Below are 18,924 nucleotides of genomic sequence, written 5' to 3'. Positions count from 1 at the left end.
TCGCCTCGTTGGTGCGAGGGGGGGGACTTGAACCCCCACGTCCGTAAGAACACTAACACCTGAAGCTAGCGCGTCTACCAATTCCGCCACCTTCGCCCAGTGCGAGCAATATCAACGTGGTTTTGGTGCGAGGGGGGGGACTTGAACCCCCACGTCCGTAAGGACACTAACACCTGAAGCTAGCGCGTCTACCAATTCCGCCACCTTCGCATACCATCGATTCTTGAAAAGAATCACTACCACGGAGGCGCATTCTAGTGGTTTTCAGCTATTCGTCAATAGTTAATTGCATGGGATAGATTGATTGCTGCAAAAATGGGCGCGAGACGTAGGTTGGATAAGACGCCTGGCGTCGCCATCCGGCACATGCAACCAGATGGCGCTGCGCTTATCAGGCCAACTATTTCTTCGCCTGACGGGTCATCACGGTACGATAAACCTTAAAGCGCCCAGTTTGCGCGATGACTTCATGGAAGCCAAAAGTCTCATCCAGAATCTTAGGATAGGGCAGAAAGGCGTTCGCCACGATGCGTAACTCTCCGCCGCTGTTCAGATGGCGCACTGCGCCGCGAATGAGCGTTTGCGCCGCATCGAGGCTGGTTTGCATTCCGTCGTGGAACGGCGGGTTGGAGATGATCATGTCAAAACGTCCTTTGACTTCCGAAAAGACGTTGCTGGCGAATACCTCGCCTTCAAGACCATTAGCGGCAAGCGTGGCGCGGCTGGCTTCCACCGCCGGAGCGCTGACGTCACACAGCGTCAGGCGCACTTTCGGCGAATGGCTGGCCAGCGCGGCGGAAAGCACGCCAGCGCCGCAGCCGACATCCAGCACTTTACCTTTGGTGTGCGGCGTCAGCGTAGACAGCAGCAGTTGGCTACCGACATCCAGTCCGTCGCGGCTGAATACGCCCGGCAACGTTTTGATAGTCAGCCCGTCGATGTTGTACTCGGCCCACCAGGATTCAAGACTAAACTGCGGCTGCTTTTCCAGACGACCATGGTAAAGGCCGCAACGTCGCGCGCTATCTACTTTGTTCAGCGGCGCATAGTCCGCCAGCATCGGTTCGGCGCTACGCACGCCGCTGCGGTTTTCCCCCACGACGAAAACATCGCTGCCCACCGGCATCAGCGACAAAATATTCATCAACTGGAACTGCGCTTCGGGTTTATTTTTCGGCCAGTAGTAGATCAGCGTATCGCAGTCAGCGACATCGCTGGCTTGCGCGACCAGGCTAAAACGGACGTTATCGCCCATCTGGCGGCTTAACGCCTGCCAGTGGTGAAACTGTTGCGTATACGCGCGGCTGGCGGCGCATTCAAAGCGCGCGGGCAGGTCATCCTGCAAATCTCCGGCAAAAAGAATACGGCTTTGTTCGAAATCATCACTGTGGCGCAGCAAGACTTCACTTGCCGGGGTAAAAGCAGACATGGAATGCTCCTTAATTCAGACTGGCGGCGATTATAGTAGTTTGATGGCGGAGATTCGACAGATTTGCTATATTTGCGCCCCTGATTACAGGAGCGTTTCGCTATGACATCCCGACGAGACTGGCAGTTACAGCAACTGGGTATTACGCAGTGGGCGCTGCGACGTCCTGGCGCGCTACAAGGCGAGATTGCGATTTCCCTTCCCGCGCACGTTCGTCTGATCGTGGTTGCAGAGGAATTACCCGCGCTGAACGAGCCGCTAATGCGCGATATTTTACGCGCGTTGACCGTGAGTCCCGATCAGGTTTTATCCCTGGCGCCTGAGCGCGTCGCCATGCTGCCGCAGGGCAGCCGTTGTAATAGCTGGCGGTTAGGAACTGACGCGCCGCTCCAACTCGAAGGCGCTCAGGTCACGACGCCGGCGTTTAATGAACTCCGGGCAAACCCGGCGGCACGCGCCGCACTATGGCAACAAATCTGCGAACATGAACACGATTTCTATCCTCAGCACGACCGATCTCCCCGCAGCCTGGCAGATTGAGCAACGCGCTCATGCGTTTCCGTGGAGCGAAAAAACGTTTTTCGGCAACCAGGGCGAACGGTATCTCAATCTTAAGCTGACCGCTGCTGACAGAATGGCCGCGTTTGCCATTACACAGGTGGTGCTGGACGAAGCGACGCTGTTCAATATTGCCGTCGATCCGGATTTTCAGCGTCGGGGGCTGGGGCGTATGCTGCTTGAGCATCTGATTGATGAGCTGGAAAAGCGCGGTGTTGTAACGCTATGGCTGGAGGTACGCGCCTCTAACGCTGCCGCCATCGCGCTGTATGAAAGTCTGGGGTTTAACGAGGCGACGATTCGCCGCAATTACTATCCCACGGCACAAGGGCATGAGGACGCCATCATCATGGCGTTACCGATAAGCATGTAATAAAAGAGGCAAGGTGTAATGATGAAGTGGGACTGGATTTTCTTTGATGCCGATGAAACGCTGTTTACGTTTGATTCTTTCACCGGCTTACAGCGGATGTTCCTTGACTATAGCGTCACCTTTACCGCTGAGGATTTCCAGGATTACCAGGCCGTGAATAAGCCGCTATGGGTGGATTATCAGAACGGCGCGATTACCTCATTACAATTGCAGCACGCGCGTTTTCAAAGTTGGGCTGAACGGCTAAACGTTGCGCCGGGGCTGCTGAATGACGCTTTTATTAGTGCGATGGCGGAGATCTGTTCTCCTTTGCCGGGCGCCGTTTCGCTACTTAATGCGATTCGCGGGCAGGCTAAAATCGGTATTATTACTAACGGTTTTACCGCGCTACAACAAACTCGTCTGGAGCACACCGGGCTGCGCGAGTATTTCGATCTGCTGGTGATTTCCGAGCAGGTTGGCGTCGCGAAGCCCGATCCGAAAATCTTTAACTACGCCCTGGAGCAGGCGGGGAATCCTGACCGCTCGCGCGTATTAATGGTTGGCGATACCGCGGAATCCGATATTCTTGGCGGCATTAACGCCGGGCTGTCGACCTGCTGGCTTAACGCGCATCATCGCGAGCAGCCCGCGGGTATTCATCCAACCTGGACTGTGGCGTCATTAAGCGAACTGGAGCAGCTCCTGTGTAAACACTGATTGCCTCCCCCTGGTTGATGGGTAAAATAGCCGCATTTTTCGTATTCAACATGCGTGGTCAAACGCCGCGCTTACTCAAGAAGATTTGACTATGACGTTGTCTCCTTATTTGCAAGAGGTGGCCAAACGCCGCACTTTTGCCATTATTTCTCACCCGGACGCCGGTAAAACCACCATTACCGAAAAAGTGTTGCTGTTCGGACAGGCGATTCAGACTGCCGGTACGGTAAAAGGCCGTGGCTCCAGCCAACATGCAAAATCTGACTGGATGGAGATGGAAAAACAGCGTGGTATCTCTATCACCACCTCGGTGATGCAGTTCCCGTATCACGACTGTCTGGTGAACCTGCTGGACACCCCGGGGCACGAAGACTTCTCCGAAGATACCTACCGTACCCTGACGGCGGTGGACTGCTGTCTGATGGTGATCGACGCCGCAAAAGGCGTTGAGGACAGGACTCGTAAGCTGATGGAAGTTACCCGTCTGCGTGATACGCCAATCCTGACCTTTATGAACAAACTCGACCGTGATATCCGCGACCCGATGGAGCTGCTGGATGAAGTCGAGAACGAGCTGAAAATCGGCTGCGCGCCGATCACCTGGCCGATTGGCTGCGGCAAGCTGTTTAAGGGCGTTTATCACCTTTATAAAGATGAAACTTATCTGTATCAGACCGGTAAGGGCCACACCATTCAGGAAGTGCGCATCGTTAAAGGGCTGAATAACCCGGATCTGGACGCCGCCGTGGGTGAAGACCTGGCGCAGCAGCTGCGCGACGAGCTGGAACTGGTGCAGGGCGCGTCTAACGAGTTTGATGAAGAGCTGTTCCTGGCAGGGGAAATTACCCCGGTATTTTTCGGTACCGCGCTGGGTAACTTTGGCGTTGACCATATGCTGGATGGTTTGGTGGCGTGGGCGCCCGCGCCGATGCCGCGTCAAACCGATACCCGCACAGTGGAAGCCTCGGAAGAGAAATTCACCGGTTTTGTCTTTAAAATTCAGGCCAATATGGACCCGAAACACCGCGACCGCGTGGCGTTTATGCGCGTGGTTTCCGGTAAGTATGAGAAGGGCATGAAGCTACGCCAGGTCCGTACTGGCAAAGATGTGGTGATTTCCGACGCGTTAACTTTTATGGCGGGCGACCGTTCGCACGTTGAAGAAGCGTACCCGGGCGATATTTTGGGTCTGCATAACCACGGCACCATTCAGATCGGCGATACCTTCACTCAGGGCGAGATGATGAAGTTTACCGGTATCCCGAACTTTGCGCCGGAACTGTTCCGTCGTATTCGCCTGAAAGATCCGCTCAAGCAGAAGCAGCTACTGAAAGGGCTGGTGCAGCTTTCTGAAGAGGGGGCGGTTCAGGTATTCCGTCCCATCTCCAACAACGATCTGATTGTCGGCGCCGTGGGCGTTTTGCAGTTTGACGTTGTTGTCGCGCGTCTGAAAAGCGAATACAACGTTGAGGCGATTTATGAATCCGTCAACGTGGCGACGGCGCGCTGGGTGGAAAGCGCCGATGCGAAGAAATTCGAAGAGTTTAAGCGTAAGAATGAAACGCAGCTGGCGCTGGATGGCGGCGACAACCTCACCTATATCGCCCCCACGATGGTTAACCTGAACCTGACCCAGGAACGTTACCCTGACGTTCAGTTCCGTAAAACGCGCGAACACTGATCCCTTTCCGGGCGCGGCATCCGCCGCGCCTTCGTACTTTCCCTGCCTTTTTAACCGCTTACGGAATGTTCTTAAATCCCGCGTTTTTTCTCCGATCTGCCTGTTTTTTATACGCACCGACAAGCGATTTTAAAATTGTGATCTATATTTAACAAAGTGATGACATAAATGTCGGCTTTAATGCCTGTTCAATGCGTGAATATGAGAGCTTAAAGCTGAGATTTGTTTCAGTCACGATATTAATAACTGAAACGGAAGGGTGGCAGGCGACGCGTCGTTACAAATTCACGAATGTGATGCCAGTCATTGACTTCAGAAACCGGTGAGTTTCACCGCATTCAGCAATGCAACCTCGTGTTGCCTGAGCTCAAATTACGAGCAAACTATACAGGACAAAATCGATGACTATGACAAGACTGAAGATTTCTAAAACTCTGCTGGCCGTAATGTTGACCTCTGCCGTTGCGACAGGTTCTGCCTTTGCAGAAAACGCAACAACGGACAAGGCGCAAAGCGGAACCGAAACCGCAGGGCAAAAAGTCGATAGCTCTATGAATAAAGTCGGTAACTTCATGGATGACAGCGCTATCACTGCGAAAGTAAAAGCTGCGCTGGTAGACCATGACAATATTAAAAGCACCGATATTTCTGTCGAAACCAATCAGAAAGTCGTCACCCTGAGCGGCTTTGTAGAAAGTCAGGCGCAGGCTGAAGCCGCCGTGAAAGTGGCGAAAGGCGTAGAAGGCGTGACCTCCGTTAGCGACAAACTTCACGTTCGCGACAATAAAGAAGGTTCCGTGAAAGGTTATGCCGGTGATACGGCCACGACCAGTGAAGTCAAAGCCAAGTTGCTGGCGGACGATCTCGTCCCTTCCCGTAAAGTAAAAGTGGAAACGACCGATGGCGTCGTACAGCTCTCCGGTACCGTTGAAACTCAGGAACAAAGCGACCGCGCTGAAAGCATCGCGAAAGCCGTTGATGGCGTAAAAAGTGTTAAAAACGATCTGAAAGTTCAGTAATTCGTCGTAATTCGTCCTCCCGACGTTTGTCGGGAGGCGTAATGTGCACCACACTAAAAATATCGCGAATGAGTAGCCTGAGCGCTCATATTTAGCGGTCGACATTAACTATGGTAAAGGAGAGGCTTATGTTTCGTTGGGGCATTATATTTCTGGTTATCGCGTTAATTGCCGCCGCATTGGGTTTTGGTGGACTGGCTGGTACGGCTGCCGGCGCGGCGAAAATCGTCTTCGTCGTCGGGATCGTGCTCTTCCTGGTCAGCCTGTTCATGGGCCGTAAACGACCCTAGCAGGCATCTGTAAAGATATATTGCTATCAAGCCAGTCCAGCGGACTGGCTTTTACGGTTTTAGCCGTTAACGTTTTGCGTTACCTTGTCAGCCTGGAAAAAAATGAAAAACAGGAAGGCAGAGGTGGGCCAGCGAATACCGGTTACGCTCGGCAATATTGCGCCGTTATCATTAACACCGTTCCGGCCAGGCCGTATGGCGCTGGTCTGTGAGGGCGGGGGGCAGCGGGGCATCTTTACCGCAGGCGTGCTGGATGAGTTTATGCGTGCGCAGTTTAATCCTTTCCATCTCTACTTCGGCACATCAGCCGGTGCGCAAAATCTCTCGGCGTATCTCTGCAACCAGCCCGGCTACGGGCGTAAAGTCATTATGCGCTATACCACCAGGCGCGAATTTTTTGATCCGTTGCGATTTGTACGCGGAGGAAACCTTATCGACCTCGACTGGCTGGTAGAATCCACCGCCGCCCGGATGCCGCTGCAAATGGATACCGCAGCGCGCCTGTTCGACAGCGGAAAATCCTTTTATATGTGCGCCTGCCGGGGGGATGATTACACGCCGGGCTATTTCTCGCCGACAAAACAAAACTGGCTTGATATCATTCGCGCCTCCAGCGCCATACCGGGTTTCTACCGTACCGGCGTTACGTTAGAGGGCATCAACTATCTGGACGGTGGCATTAGCGACGCCATTCCGGTTCAGGAGGCGGCAAAGCGGGGAGCGAAAACCATTGTGGTGATCCGCACCGTACCCTCGCAAATGTATTACACGCCGCAGTGGTTTAAGCGTATGGAGCGCTGGCTGGGAGAGAGCAGTCTACAGCCGTTGGTCAACCTGGTGCAGCATCATGAAACGTCCTACAGCGCGATCCAACAATTTATTGAAAAGCCGCCGGGTAAGCTGCGGATCATTGAAATTTATCCGCCGAAACCGCTGCACAGCATGGCGCTGGGCAGCCGTATCCCGGCGCTGCGTGAGGATTACAAAACCGGGCAATTATGCGGGCGTTATTTCCTTGCCACCGTTGGTAAATTGCTCGCCGCAACGCCGCCTCTCTTGCGCCATACGTCACGGATTGCCGTGCCGGAAACGGTGGTCGTGCCTCCGGCGCCGGTGGCCAATGATACGCATGTGGCGGAGGTCATTAGCGCGCCGCAGGCAAACGACACCACATTTACCGACGAGGATCTGGCGTGAGCTGGCGCTTTATCGATACACACTGCCATTTTGATTTCCCGCCCTTTACGGGCGATGAGCGCGCCAGTATTCAGCGTGCCTGTGAGGCGGGCGTTGAAAAAATCATCGTGCCGGCGACCGGGGCGGCGCACTTTCCCCGCGTGCTGGCGCTGGCGGCGCGTTTCCCGTCGCTTTATGCTGCGCTGGGATTACACCCCATTGTGATTGAGCGTCATGCCGATGACGATCCTGATAAGCTACAACAGGCGCTGGCGCAACAACAGAACGTCGTGGCGGTAGGCGAGATCGGTCTCGATCTTTATCGTGACGATCCGCAGTTCGCCAGGCAAGAGCGATTGTTAGACGCGCAACTGCAACTGGCAAAACGCTACGATCTGCCGGTGATCCTGCACTCGCGGCGCACGCATGACAAACTGGCGATGCACTTAAAGCGCCAGGATCTGCCGCGAACCGGTGTGGTGCATGGTTTTGCCGGCAGTCTGCAACAGGCCGAACGCTTTGTGCGACTGGGCTATAAAATCGGCGTCGGCGGCACCATCACCTACCCGCGCGCCAGTAAAACCCGTGATGTTATGGCGCGGTTGCCGCTGGACGCGCTGTTGCTGGAGACCGATGCGCCGGATATGCCGCTAAAGGGGTTTCAGGGGCAGCCGAATCGCCCGGAGCAGGCGGCGCGAGTATTTGATGCGCTCTGCGAATTACGTCCGGAGCCCGCAGAGGTGATAGCCGATACGCTGTATCGCAATACCATTACCTTGTTTCGGCTCTGAGGGCATCGCAGCCGCTGTCCGGTAGGTGACGCTTACAAATATAGCGCCGGCAAAATCAGTTTCGCCACCCCACGCGCGCGCAATCCGTCAGCCAGCTGTTCCACCTCTTGCGGCGTCGCGCCTGGCCAGGCTTTCGCTTCGCCATAGACGCCATGCGCATGAAAGGCATTCAAACGCACCGGAACCTCGCCCAGCGAAGTAATAAACGCCGCCAGTGAATCGATATGCGCCGCATAGTCCACCTGACCCGGGATAACCAGCAACCGCAGCTCCGCCAGTTTTCCCCGCGCAGCAAGAAAGCGGATACTGCGCTTAATATGCGTGTTATCACGTCCGGTCAGACGGTGATGACACTCGCTCTTCCAGGCTTTCAGATCGAGCATTACGCCGTCGCAAACCGGCAGTAGTTTTTGCCAGCCGGTCTCGCTTAACTGACCATTACTGTCCACCAGACAGGTCAGCCGTTGTAACTGCGGATCGGCTTTGATCGCCGTAAATAGCGCCACAATAAACGGTAATTGCGTGGTCGCCTCTCCGCCGCTGACGGTAATACCTTCAATAAACAACGATGCTTTACGAATATGACGCAGCACATCGTCAACGCTCATGGTTTGCGCCATTGGCGTTGCCCGCTGTGGGCACATTTTCAGGCAGGTATCGCACTGCTCGCAGACGTCCGACCGCCATACCACTTTCCCGCCATCAACGCTGAGGGCGTGATGCGGACACTGCGATACGCATTCCCCGCAGTCGTTACAGCGACCCATCGTCCACGGGTTATGGCAATTCTTGCAGCGCAAATTGCAGCCCTGTAAGAATAATGCCAGGCGGCTGCCTGGCCCATCGACGCAGGAAAACGCAATGATCTTACTGACTAAAGCGCATCTGTTGTTCATGGCTGACTACGCGTGGCTGTCGTTCCAGGATGCGGGTATTACGTGCGGCTTCTTCTCCCAGCCAGGTGGTATTCGTGCGCGAGCCTTCGGCGCGAAATTTCGCCAGATCCGACAGGCGCACCATATAACCGGTGACGCGCACCAGATCGTTGCCGCTGACATTGGCGGTAAATTCCCGCATCCCGGCTTTGAACGCGCCAAGACAAAGCTGGACCAACGCCTGCGGATTACGCTTGATGGTTTCGTCCAGCGTCAGAATGTCGCTGATCCCGGCATGATAAAAGGCATGGTGCGGTGCGACGGTTTGCAAATGGGTGATAGGGTCCGGTTCATCGCCATACGGCAGACGCGCGCCCGGCGTAGTGCCGATATCGGAACTTATGCCAGACTGGGCATGGAGCAGCGCCCGTTGCTTCCAGCCATACTTCACTGGCGTATTTTCGACGAAATCCGCCAGTTGGGCGCTGATACGGTAGCCCAGCTCGTTCGCCGTTTCATTCTTGCCGTAACGGGCGTTCAGGCCCGCGTTTTCGCACAGCAGATTCACGGCTTCCGCCAGCCCGTACATACCGAACATCGGCGCAAAACGTTCGGGATCGATCAAACCTTCCTGTACAAGAAAGCTATTCTCAAAGAAATGTGACTTTTCATAGAGGAATTCACATCGTGAATTAATGATGGCGATCTGCTGTCGGCAGTAGTGCGGTAGCGTACGTGAAAAGAAGTCATCGACAGACGTACTGCGTTCTGCCACGGCTTTCAGGTTGAGACGTACCAGCGTACTGCCGCCGCCGCCAAGCGGTAGCGAGTTATAACAACTGACGATGCCATAATGGCCTTTTGTGAAAATTTTATCATTTACAGGGCCGTTGGAAATGTGTGGCTTACTGCATTCGCAAATGTTTTTGGCGACTTCCAGCAGCAGATCGTCCGGCGTAATTTCCGCATCGTAGATAAACGTCAGGTTAGGCGCCACCTGCTTTAGCTCGGCATCAGCGCGCAAAATCGCTCGTGTGACAGGCGTATCGGCAGGGCCAATATTGGCATGCATAAAGGCGTCTGGCAGCGTTCTGTCGAGATAACGCCAGAAACGTTTTATTCGAATATCGATCGCATCTTGTGTTAGAATTCTAACATACGGTTGCAGCAACGCATCAAGCTGGCCGAGATAAACCGGCATGGACGTCACGGAAGGTACGTGATGATACAGAATGGTGAGTAGGGATAACGCATCATCCAGATCTTTCGCGCCTTCCAGTTCCAGCCACTGTGAACCGTTAGCCAGAAATCGGGCGTAATCGGGCAACACGTAGCGCGGTTTGAAGGGGGCGTGCCCCTCAAACATATCGCAAATGACGCCTTCATCCAGCGCCTGGCGGGCATCTTCCGGCAGGGTGGGATAAGGCAGGGCGTTTTCAGCTTCCAGCGCCAGAAAATGGCGTTTTTGTTCAGGCGTGAGCACCGGGCTGGTCACAATTTGCTGGCAACGCTGCTGGAGCGCAGTTTCGCATGAGGCAGGCATCTTCGTTTCCTCTTTATGCCGGGACGATGCGCTATTGTAGAAAATGGCGGCAAACCGACTTTGATCCTGATGCGCTTATCGCTCGAAGAACAGACGGTGACGGCGGGATAATTTGATTCAGATCTCATTACAGTAATGCAAATTTGTACGTAGTTTTCATTAACTGTGATGTATATCGAAGTGTAATCGCGAGTGAATGTTAGAATATTAACAGACTCGCAAGGTGAAATTTTATACGGCAATGCCGTTGGAGAATGTCATGACTGATTTAAAAGCAAGCAGCCTGCGTGCGCTCAAACTGATGGATCTGACCACTCTGAACGATGACGACACCAATGAAAAAGTGATCGCGTTGTGTCATCAGGCAAAAACCCCGGTCGGGAATACGGCGGCGATTTGTATTTACCCGCGTTTTATCCCGATTGCGCGTAAGACTCTGAAAGAACAAGGTACGCCGGACATCCGCATTGCAACGGTGACTAACTTCCCGCATGGCAATGATGACATCGATATTGCGCTGGCGGAAACCCGTGCGGCGATCGCCTACGGCGCTGACGAAGTGGACGTGGTATTCCCGTACCGTGCGTTGATCGCCGGTAACGAGCAGGTGGGTTTTGACCTGGTAAAAGCCTGTAAAGACGCTTGTGCCGCAGCGAACGTATTGCTGAAAGTGATCATCGAAACCGGCGAGCTGAAAGAAGAGGCGCTGATTCGTAAAGCCTCTGAAATCTCCATTAAAGCCGGTGCGGATTTCATCAAAACCTCTACCGGTAAAGTGCCGGTAAACGCTACGCCGGAAAGCGCGCGCATCATGATGGAAGTGATCCGCGACATGGGCGTTTCCAAAACCGTTGGCTTCAAACCGGCGGGCGGCGTACGTACGGCGGAAGACGCGCAGAAATTCCTCGCGATTGCAGACGAACTGTTTGGCGCTGACTGGGCAGATTCTCGTCACTACCGCTTTGGCGCATCCAGCCTGCTGGCAAGCCTGCTGAAAGCGCTGGGTCACGGCGACGGTAAGAGCGCCAGCAGCTACTAAGCTCTGATTTGCCGGATGGCGCTGCGCTTATCCGGCCTACAAATCCAGGCCTGTAGGCCGGATAAGGCGTTAACCGCCATCCGGCGATGTAAGCCTTCTACTCTTTTCCCTCAGGAGGGTACCGTGTTTCTCGCACAAGAAATTATTCGTAAAAAGCGTGATGGTCATGCGTTGAGTGACGAAGAAATTCGTTTCTTTATCAATGGTATTCGTGACAATACTATCTCTGAAGGGCAGATTGCCGCCCTGGCGATGACCATCTTCTTCCACGATATGACCATGCCGGAGCGTGTTTCGCTGACCATGGCGATGCGGGATTCCGGTACTGTCCTTGACTGGAAAAGCCTGAATCTCAATGGCCCGATTGTCGATAAGCATTCGACCGGCGGCGTAGGGGACGTGACGTCTCTGATGTTGGGGCCAATGGTAGCGGCCTGCGGCGGTTATGTGCCGATGATCTCCGGTCGCGGCCTCGGTCATACCGGCGGTACGCTCGATAAACTGGAAGCGATCCCGGGCTTCGACATCTTCCCGGACGACAACCGTTTCCGTGAAATTATTCAAGACGTGGGTGTGGCGATTATTGGGCAAACCAGCTCGCTTGCACCGGCGGACAAACGTTTTTACGCCACCCGCGATATTACCGCGACGGTGGACTCTATTCCGCTGATCACCGGTTCCATCCTCGCCAAGAAACTGGCCGAAGGGCTGGATGCGCTGGTAATGGACGTCAAAGTCGGCAGCGGCGCGTTTATGCCAACCTATGAACTTTCTGAAGCCCTTGCTGAAGCGATTGTCGGCGTGGCAAACGGCGCGGGAGTTCGCACTACGGCGTTGTTAACCGATATGAACCAGGTGCTGGCTTCAAGCGCCGGTAACGCGGTGGAAGTGCGTGAAGCCGTGCAGTTCCTGACCGGTGAATACCGCAATCCGCGCTTGTTTGACGTTACCATGGCGCTATGCGTGGAGATGCTGATCTCCGGCCAGCTGGCGAAAGACGACGCCGAAGCGCGTGCCAAACTGCAGGCGGTGCTGGATAACGGTAAAGCGGCAGAAGTCTTTGGTCGTATGGTGGCCGCGCAGAAAGGGCCGAGCGATTTCGTTGAGAACTACGATAAATACCTGCCGACCGCCATGTTGAGCAAAGCGGTATATGCTGATACCGAAGGGTTTATCAGCGCAATGGATACGCGTGCGCTGGGGATGGCGGTCGTCTCGATGGGCGGTGGCCGTCGTCAGGCGTCTGACACCATTGATTACAGCGTTGGCTTTACCGACATGGCCCGTCTGGGCGACAGCATCGACGGGCAGCGCCCGCTGGCGGTGGTTCATGCCAAAGACGAAGCCAGTTGGCAGGAAGCGGCGAAGGCCGTCAAAGCGGCAATTATCCTTGACGATAAAGCGCCAGCAAGCACACCTTCGGTCTATCGTCGAATTACTGAATAGTTGTATACTGATCTGATCAATTATTTTTGAAGCACTAAGTACGGAGAAGATATGAAACGTGCATTTATTATGGTGCTGGACTCATTCGGCATCGGCGCTACTGAAGACGCGGATCGTTTTGGCGACGTAGGTTCCGACACTCTGGGCCACATCGCAGAAGCTTGCGCCAATGGCGAAGCTGACAATGGCCGTAAGGGCCCGTTGAATCTGCCTAACCTGACTCGTCTGGGTCTGGTGAAAGCGCATGAAGGCTCTACCGGTAAAATTGCCGCCGGCATGGACGGCAACGCGGACGTTATTGGCGCATACGCATGGGCGCACGAACTGTCCTCCGGCAAAGATACGCCGTCCGGCCACTGGGAAATCGCCGGCGTACCGGTGCTATTCGACTGGGGCTATTTCAGCGATCACGAAAACAGCTTCCCGCAGGAACTGCTGGATAAGCTGGTGAAACGCGCCAACCTGCCGGGCTATCTCGGTAACTGCCACTCTTCCGGTACGGTCATTCTGGACCAGCTCGGCGAAGAGCACATGAAAACCGGCAAGCCGATTTTCTACACCTCCGCTGACTCCGTGTTCCAGATTGCCTGCCACGAAGAGACCTTTGGCCTGGATAAACTCTACGAGCTGTGCGAAATCGCCCGTGAAGAGCTGACCGAAGGCGGCTATAACATTGGCCGCGTGATCGCGCGTCCGTTTATCGGCGACAAGGCCGGTAACTTCCAGCGTACCGGCAACCGTCACGACCTGGCCGTAGAACCGCCAGCGCCGACCGTGCTGCAGAAACTGGTCGATGAAAAACAGGGCCACGTGGTGTCCGTCGGTAAGATTGCCGACATCTACGCCAACTGCGGCATCACTAAGAAAGTGAAAGCGACCGGTCTGGACGCGCTGTTCGACGCGACCCTCAAAGAGATGAAAGAAGCGGGCGATAAAACCATCGTCTTCACCAACTTTGTTGACTTCGACTCTTCCTGGGGCCACCGTCGCGACATCGCGGGCTACGCCGCAGGTCTGGAGCTGTTTGACCGCCGTCTGCCGGAGCTGATGGAGCTGGTGGGTGAAGATGACATTCTGATCCTGACCGCTGACCACGGCTGTGACCCGAGCTGGACCGGTACTGACCATACCCGTGAGCACATTCCGGTGCTGATCTACGGTCCAAAAGTCAAACCGGGCTCTTTAGGTCACCGTGAAACCTTCGCGGATATCGGCCAGACGCTGGCGACCTACTTTGGTACATCGCCAATGGATTACGGTAAAAACATGCTGTGATACCCGTTGTCTTTCGCGCTGTAGATGCGTTGACTTCATTCGCTCACCCCGGTCACATAGTTTATCTATGCTCCCGGGGATTCACGAATTCGTCGCCTTCCTACAACGCGAAATCCTTAGGGTATTTCACTGTTTTTACAGACGTTTTGTAGGCCTGATAAGGCGTAGCCGCCATCAGGCAATAACAACAAATTTAAAGGGAACTGAAGATGGCAACTCCACATATTAATGCAGAAATGGGTGATTTCGCTGACGTCGTATTGATGCCGGGCGACCCGCTGCGCGCGAAGCACATTGCTGAGACTTTCCTCGAAGATGTTCGCGAAGTGAACAACGTTCGCGGCATGTTAGGTTTCACCGGGACTTACAAAGGCCGTAAGATCTCCGTGATGGGCCACGGTATGGGTATCCCGTCCTGCTCCATCTACACCAAAGAGCTGATCACCGATTTCGGTGTGAAGAAAATCATTCGCGTCGGCTCCTGCGGCGCTGTGCGCATGGACGTCAAACTGCGCGACGTGGTGATCGGTATGGGTGCCTGCACCGACTCCAAAGTGAACCGTATCCGTTTTAAAGATCATGACTTCGCGGCTATCGCTGACTTCGACATGGTACGTAACGCAGTTGATGCGGCAAAAGCGCTGGGCGTAGACGCGCGCGTGGGCAACCTGTTCTCCGCAGACCTGTTCTACTCTCCGGACGGCGAAATGTTCGACGTGATGGAAAAATACGGCGTACTGGGCGTAGAGATGGAAGCGGCGGGTATCTACGGCGTTGCGGCTGAGTTTGGCGCGAAAGCGCTGACCATCTGCACCGTGTCTGACCACATCCGTACCCACGAGCAGACCACAGCCGCTGAGCGTCAGACGACCTTCAACGACATGATCAAAATCGCGCTGGAATCCGTACTGCTGGGCGATAAAGAGTAAGATTGTGAAGGGGGCCAGAGCAGGCCCCCTTCATCGTTTATTTCGTCAGCACTTCCCACTGTAAATTGCTTTCTAGCATGACCGTATCGGTAGAATGTGTAAATTGATTATCGTTCAAGACAGGTGTTAATGTCAGCGTGACGTTCATCATTTTCCCACTGACCTGCTGGTTATTATCCATCGCGATAATACCGTTGTTATTATGTAGCAACAGACTATCCAGGGCACTGTCATTGGGAGCAAAGCTCACTCTATCAAGGGTGCTGGCAATAGGATAACTTTTACCATCTACTATCATCTGACTAACACGTACGACGAGACCACCGTTATTTCCAAAATAAAATCGTCCCTTTTCCCCCGCAGAGGCCTGCACAAAAAGAGCAATATTCTGGCTTTTTGGGCAACTCACACTAACGTGAATCTCCTGTGAAGACATTTGATTCCAGCCTTGCTGAGAATTGACGATATCATCTTGCTTAAGCCAGCCAAAGCTGACGTTTGGCGAAGAGAACGTTATTTGGCAGTCATCGTCGGCACGGGCTGATGGAGGGAGTAGTGCGGTGAAGATACAACATATAGCAATCCTCAACCATTTGCTGTTGGATTTCATTGACAGACTCCCTTTGCCGTTTCATAAAATGCCTCTTTATCCTGGATTTTCTGCAGCGTGTAGTGGATGCGACACAGACGATTCATATCATCATCAGCGGCATATAACGCAGGATTATCCGCAACATCGGTGATAAATACGCGTCCGCTGTCGACAGCGCTGACCAAATAGTTATTTTTTTCATCTACAATGCTGGTGCCTTTAGGTAGCCATGAGCCGTCCGGACGCTTTACTGCCAGCATCACACGGCGTGTATTCAGCACGTTGAAATCCAGTACCCGAAAAGCGCTGTGCGCGACGGTAATATTCTTAATACCGTTTGCCAGTTCCATACTCTTTGGTAGCGTATTCGCATTAACCTCTACGCGGGATTTCCGCCATTCAGTTAGCCCCGGAATGACGGCCTGCCCCCAGTGGTCAGTCCAGATTCGCCCCTGTGGCGTGGCGATTTCAATGCCGCTTTCTGGTTCACTCAGGCGTGCGATAGCAAAGGTATTTTTGATGGTGTAAGGCGAGAACGTTATGCCATGTTCGTGTGCAGCGATGCCCCCGCTGAAGGTTGCGTTATAGTTGCGGTAATTATCGCCATCAGTGCCGCCGCCCACGCTGAGTTGAGTGTAATGGAGATTGCTATTGAGATTACCGTTGAAGCTATTTTGCTGGTTTTTTGCATCACGATCCGCAGAAATATAGTAATGGGTATCTTTACTCAGCGAACCATTATTTTGTAGCCCGTAGGTTGTTTTATCACCTTGATTACGCATATAAGCGCCGACGCGCTGCTCACCTAGTGGAATGCTGATGTTGATGTAAAACATATCATCATCATTACTGCCGTTATGATTCTCATCATCCTGATTAACAGCGTGCTGCCAGTTAGCGGTAATTGAGGCATATTTAAATGTTTTGCCCCAGGAAGCCATTATACTGCGAGAGTCGTTGTCATTATCCGTAGCCTGATAAGTGTAATAACCCAGAGAGAAGGTACCTAACAGATTATGGTTCCAGGCGATATTAGCACTGGAGCTGCTTTGGTATTCGTAAGCATCTTTATTGAGCGCATCCGTTAACTCTCGATATCCGTCGCTGTAGCGGGCGGTACTGACGTCAAGGCTAATTTCCCCGGGCAGCGCCATGCTGGCGCGTAGTTCACTTTTCGCACCCTGCAGAGATTCGCCAAAGGACGCTTTACTGCCCAGCATTGAGCCGGAAAACGTCCATTTGTTGGTTGGAAGCCATTGCAGCATACCTCCTGCCGCTTGATAGTCTTGTGCCAGTACGCCAGACGCCTGCGCCAGCCAGTTTTCACTCAGTTTCCAACCATCGCTGATGTTATAGATCCAGGGGAGAGAATAGTCGCTGGTGGTATCACGTACGCGCCCTATGGACATTGTCAAGCCTGCGGGCGTGAGTTCGCGTAAATTAAAGGATACTGCCGGCACCGTGAAGGTTGTCGTTGAGCCATCGGTTTCAACGACGCTGACGTTAAGGTCGGTATTGCTGCGTATGATGGGGACATTTTCAAGGGTAAATGCCCCAGCGTTCACTGGTGCGGTATAAATAATCTGTCCGGACTGACGAACTTCAACGCGAGCCTGGTGGGTTCGGGCAATACCGTTAATGGTTACGCCTTGTGTATCCTGTGCCAGCCCTTGTTCAGGGATAAGCTGTACGCCGTTGATCGGCGCGCCACTGAATAGACTGGAGTTGACGTTGATCTGCCCAACTTGCGCGCGCATTTTTTGTGCCTGAAATACGTGCTCCGCATAGGTATATAGACTATCGGTACGGTATTCTCCATCATTATTCGTCAGCATGTAGCGGCTGCGCAGCGTCCATTCCGCGAAGTTTAAGCCAGCTTCAAGGTTTGCCTGGGCATAGTTTCGGCTATCGCTACCTGATGACTCGCTGCGACTGGCGTACAGGTTATAGTTAAATAACCCGGCGGTGCCGCCTTTAATCACGTTGTTTAGCGATAGTAAGTTATTATCCAGAGCCTGCGCCGGAACAAAAAGCTCCAGCGATTCACTGTTTGGCAGTGGGGTAATAATCGCTGAGGGATAATCTTCTTGTAGGCTATGGCATGTTTCTTTGGCGCTGATATTAAGCGGTACTAGCCCGCTGGCGCTGAGGAAATCGTCATCCACGCAAAGCTGGCCTTCTGAGTCGAAACGCGCGACCAACGACCCTCTATTTACGCCATTGATCTTTACCATGACGGTGTGGCTGCCTGGTAGAAAACGCGGCGCACGGGAAAAATATTGTGCCACGTTGGGGCTAATGCCTCTGGAGGTGAGAATACCCATGTCAAAATTCAGCTCCTCCGCCAGAGCCGAAAACGTCGTGGTCGCTAGTGAGCAATAAAGCGCAGTTTTGATGTATAGCGGCAGTTTTAAATACTTCACGTGCTAGCTCTCATCACGGCACCAGCGGTGAGGTAAAGCTGGGGACTTCAATACCGTAACGGCTGGCAGGGTAAAAACGTACGGATGCATCAGCAGCAAGGGGCGTTTTTATACTGACGTTCAATGTTTCGCCGGGCAGAATATAGGTTTTTTTAATCGTGCCTTCGCCCCCGGAAGGTAAGAAGGTAATATTTTGGGCTAAACGTACAACGTAGGGAGACGGATTTTTGACGTTGATTGTTTGTCCGTTTCTGGACCAGGTTAATAATTTCCAGGCATCAGTAACGACCGGTAGATTTTTAGGACGAATTAATACCGGCAAATCCTGGCGTAGATTAAAACCTATTTTCATTCCCTTATTGGTAGATTTCGGAGGAATACCTTCAAACGTGACGCGCTTATAGTGCTCGACGGTGAGCGGTTCCGTGCTTTCCATAATAAAGCGTAGTTGCTGCTGCTGGCCTGCTTCAACGCGAACAACCGGTTGAGTGACATCCAGCTTCACACCATTGTCGTCAGGTAAATCAACGACGGTGGTATATAACAAAGCCGGATTGCTGTCGGTGTTTTTAACATTCATTACGCCGCTGTGTGTGGATTCTTCAATCACCAGTAGCGTAGTTTCCGGTACCATGCCGGCAGCGTTAGCCTGTGAAAAGAGTGCTGAAAAAACAAAGGGGACGCTGAGTAATAATAATGGAAGTTTAGTCACTGCTGGCATCAGAATTAGTCCTTTAATTTTAATCTGTCTCCCCATAATAAGGGAGACAGATCAATAACCTTTTT

18 protein-coding genes and 2 tRNA genes are annotated in these 18,924 nt (G+C 53.3%); 12 read left to right on the top strand and 8 right to left on the bottom strand.

Annotation, left to right across the window (positions count from 1 at the left end; genetic code table 11):
• Nucleotides 1-9: 9 nt before the first annotated feature.
• From J4645_RS14830 to rsmC, 3 genes are all read right to left on the bottom strand, one after another.
• Nucleotides 10-96: transfer RNA gene (locus tag J4645_RS14830), tRNA-Leu, on the bottom strand.
• Nucleotides 97-123: 27 nt separating this feature from the next.
• A tRNA-Leu gene (locus J4645_RS14825) sits at nucleotides 124-210 on the bottom strand.
• Between the two features lie 190 nt (nucleotides 211-400).
• Nucleotides 401-1,429 (bottom strand): 16S rRNA (guanine(1207)-N(2))-methyltransferase RsmC, encoded by a 1,029-nt coding sequence (gene rsmC, locus J4645_RS14820; RefSeq protein WP_001272293.1) that lies wholly within the window; start codon nucleotides 1,427-1,429, stop codon nucleotides 401-403.
• Between the two features lie 102 nt (nucleotides 1,430-1,531).
• Here rsmC and J4645_RS14815 point away from each other — a divergent pair, with 102 nt between their 5' ends.
• The 8 genes from J4645_RS14815 to J4645_RS14780 all read left to right on the top strand — a co-directional run bounded on the left by J4645_RS14815 (nucleotide 1,532) and on the right by J4645_RS14780 (nucleotide 8,016).
• Nucleotides 1,532-1,969: a DNA polymerase III subunit psi gene (locus J4645_RS14815; protein ID WP_000204003.1), complete on the top strand. Its 438-nt coding sequence runs from the start codon at nucleotides 1,532-1,534 to the stop codon at nucleotides 1,967-1,969.
• Complete coding sequence (gene rimI / locus J4645_RS14810; RefSeq protein ID WP_001092434.1) at nucleotides 1,914-2,360, top strand: ribosomal protein S18-alanine N-acetyltransferase; 447 nt, start codon at nucleotides 1,914-1,916, stop codon at nucleotides 2,358-2,360. The genes J4645_RS14815 and rimI overlap by 56 nt, the downstream gene beginning before the upstream one ends.
• 21 nt (nucleotides 2,361-2,381) lie before the next feature.
• Nucleotides 2,382-3,059 (top strand): pyrimidine 5'-nucleotidase, encoded by a 678-nt coding sequence (gene yjjG, locus J4645_RS14805; protein WP_208208994.1) that lies wholly within the window; start codon nucleotides 2,382-2,384, stop codon nucleotides 3,057-3,059.
• Between the two features lie 91 nt (nucleotides 3,060-3,150).
• A complete protein-coding gene (gene prfC, locus J4645_RS14800) occupies nucleotides 3,151-4,740 on the top strand; it encodes a peptide chain release factor 3 (protein WP_000175965.1) in 1,590 nt (529 codons plus the stop codon).
• A 401-nt stretch (nucleotides 4,741-5,141) separates the two neighbouring features.
• Nucleotides 5,142-5,759 carry a molecular chaperone OsmY gene (osmY, locus tag J4645_RS14795; RefSeq protein WP_000178963.1) on the top strand — a complete coding sequence of 206 codons (618 nt, stop codon included), beginning with the start codon at nucleotides 5,142-5,144 and terminating at the stop codon, nucleotides 5,757-5,759.
• 128 nt (nucleotides 5,760-5,887) lie between these two features.
• The gene (locus J4645_RS14790) at nucleotides 5,888-6,049 is read left to right on the top strand and encodes a DUF1328 family protein (protein WP_000490276.1); all 162 of its coding nucleotides are present in this window, start codon (nucleotides 5,888-5,890) and stop codon (nucleotides 6,047-6,049) included.
• Between the two features lie 123 nt (nucleotides 6,050-6,172).
• Complete coding sequence (locus tag J4645_RS14785; RefSeq protein WP_000531540.1) at nucleotides 6,173-7,246, top strand: patatin family protein; 1,074 nt, start codon at nucleotides 6,173-6,175, stop codon at nucleotides 7,244-7,246.
• Nucleotides 7,243-8,016, top strand: a complete 774-nt coding sequence (locus J4645_RS14780) for a metal-dependent hydrolase (protein WP_000119022.1) — start codon at nucleotides 7,243-7,245, stop codon at nucleotides 8,014-8,016. The genes J4645_RS14785 and J4645_RS14780 overlap by 4 nt, the downstream gene beginning before the upstream one ends.
• 32 nt (nucleotides 8,017-8,048) lie before the next feature.
• On the opposite strand, the gene J4645_RS14775 is transcribed toward J4645_RS14780, so the two are convergent.
• Nucleotides 8,049-8,912 carry a YjjW family glycine radical enzyme activase gene (locus J4645_RS14775; protein WP_001064951.1) on the bottom strand — a complete coding sequence of 288 codons (864 nt, stop codon included), beginning with the start codon at nucleotides 8,910-8,912 and terminating at the stop codon, nucleotides 8,049-8,051.
• Nucleotides 8,884-10,434, bottom strand: coding sequence for a YjjI family glycine radical enzyme (locus J4645_RS14770; RefSeq protein WP_001111686.1), 1,551 nt, complete (start codon nucleotides 10,432-10,434; stop codon nucleotides 8,884-8,886). The genes J4645_RS14775 and J4645_RS14770 overlap by 29 nt, the downstream gene beginning before the upstream one ends.
• Nucleotides 10,435-10,693: 259 nt before the next feature.
• Here J4645_RS14770 and deoC point away from each other — a divergent pair, with 259 nt between their 5' ends.
• From deoC to deoD, 4 genes are all read left to right on the top strand, one after another.
• Complete coding sequence (deoC, locus tag J4645_RS14765) at nucleotides 10,694-11,473, top strand: deoxyribose-phosphate aldolase (RefSeq protein WP_001519713.1); 780 nt, start codon at nucleotides 10,694-10,696, stop codon at nucleotides 11,471-11,473.
• A gap of 123 nt (nucleotides 11,474-11,596) precedes the next feature.
• Nucleotides 11,597-12,919, top strand: a complete 1,323-nt coding sequence (gene deoA, locus J4645_RS14760; RefSeq protein WP_001647417.1) for a thymidine phosphorylase — start codon at nucleotides 11,597-11,599, stop codon at nucleotides 12,917-12,919.
• A 51-nt stretch (nucleotides 12,920-12,970) separates the two neighbouring features.
• The gene (deoB, locus tag J4645_RS14755) at nucleotides 12,971-14,194 is read left to right on the top strand and encodes a phosphopentomutase (RefSeq protein ID WP_000816459.1); all 1,224 of its coding nucleotides are present in this window, start codon (nucleotides 12,971-12,973) and stop codon (nucleotides 14,192-14,194) included.
• Between the two features lie 209 nt (nucleotides 14,195-14,403).
• Nucleotides 14,404-15,123, top strand: coding sequence for a purine-nucleoside phosphorylase (gene deoD, locus J4645_RS14750; RefSeq protein ID WP_000224864.1), 720 nt, complete (start codon nucleotides 14,404-14,406; stop codon nucleotides 15,121-15,123).
• 37 nt (nucleotides 15,124-15,160) lie between these two features.
• Here deoD and J4645_RS14745 read toward each other — a convergent pair whose 3' ends face one another.
• From J4645_RS14745 to stjC, 3 genes are read right to left on the bottom strand one after another with little or no spacing between them, the layout of a single operon-like run.
• On the bottom strand, nucleotides 15,161-15,733 hold the full coding sequence (locus J4645_RS14745; protein ID WP_000841610.1) for a membrane protein: 573 nt from the start codon (nucleotides 15,731-15,733) through the stop codon (nucleotides 15,161-15,163).
• Complete coding sequence (locus tag J4645_RS14740; protein WP_023376826.1) at nucleotides 15,730-18,138, bottom strand: fimbrial biogenesis outer membrane usher protein; 2,409 nt, start codon at nucleotides 18,136-18,138, stop codon at nucleotides 15,730-15,732. Before J4645_RS14740 ends, J4645_RS14745 begins: the two co-directional genes overlap by 4 nt.
• Nucleotides 18,139-18,151: 13 nt before the next feature.
• Nucleotides 18,152-18,859 carry a fimbrial biogenesis chaperone StjC gene (gene stjC, locus J4645_RS14735; protein WP_023214710.1) on the bottom strand — a complete coding sequence of 236 codons (708 nt, stop codon included), beginning with the start codon at nucleotides 18,857-18,859 and terminating at the stop codon, nucleotides 18,152-18,154.
• Nucleotides 18,860-18,924: the final 65 nt, after the last annotated feature.

This window comes from Salmonella sp. 32082101201600294FB01SM01, assembly GCF_017572865.1.
GTDB lineage: Bacteria > Pseudomonadota > Gammaproteobacteria > Enterobacterales > Enterobacteriaceae > Salmonella > Salmonella enterica.
Note: the sequence above shows the minus strand (reverse complement) of the source record. Positions and strands in the feature narration are given on the sequence as shown.

Coding starts and splice junctions, on each gene's coding strand:
- rimI (WP_001092434.1), top strand. CDS start 1,914: ATGAACACGATTTCTATCCTCAGCACGACCGATCTCCCCGCAGCCTGG.
- yjjG (WP_208208994.1), top strand. CDS start 2,382: ATGAAGTGGGACTGGATTTTCTTTGATGCCGATGAAACGCTGTTTACG.
- J4645_RS14775 (WP_001064951.1), bottom strand. CDS start 8,912: ATGAACAACAGATGCGCTTTAGTCAGTAAGATCATTGCGTTTTCCTGC.
- J4645_RS14745 (WP_000841610.1), bottom strand. CDS start 15,733: ATGAAATCCAACAGCAAATGGTTGAGGATTGCTATATGTTGTATCTTC.
- osmY (WP_000178963.1), top strand. CDS start 5,142: ATGACTATGACAAGACTGAAGATTTCTAAAACTCTGCTGGCCGTAATG.
- J4645_RS14770 (WP_001111686.1), bottom strand. CDS start 10,434: ATGCCTGCCTCATGCGAAACTGCGCTCCAGCAGCGTTGCCAGCAAATT.
- deoD (WP_000224864.1), top strand. CDS start 14,404: ATGGCAACTCCACATATTAATGCAGAAATGGGTGATTTCGCTGACGTC.
- deoC (WP_001519713.1), top strand. CDS start 10,694: ATGACTGATTTAAAAGCAAGCAGCCTGCGTGCGCTCAAACTGATGGAT.
- prfC (WP_000175965.1), top strand. CDS start 3,151: ATGACGTTGTCTCCTTATTTGCAAGAGGTGGCCAAACGCCGCACTTTT.
- J4645_RS14815 (WP_000204003.1), top strand. CDS start 1,532: ATGACATCCCGACGAGACTGGCAGTTACAGCAACTGGGTATTACGCAG.
- stjC (WP_023214710.1), bottom strand. CDS start 18,859: ATGCCAGCAGTGACTAAACTTCCATTATTATTACTCAGCGTCCCCTTT.
- rsmC (WP_001272293.1), bottom strand. CDS start 1,429: ATGTCTGCTTTTACCCCGGCAAGTGAAGTCTTGCTGCGCCACAGTGAT.
- J4645_RS14790 (WP_000490276.1), top strand. CDS start 5,888: ATGTTTCGTTGGGGCATTATATTTCTGGTTATCGCGTTAATTGCCGCC.
- deoB (WP_000816459.1), top strand. CDS start 12,971: ATGAAACGTGCATTTATTATGGTGCTGGACTCATTCGGCATCGGCGCT.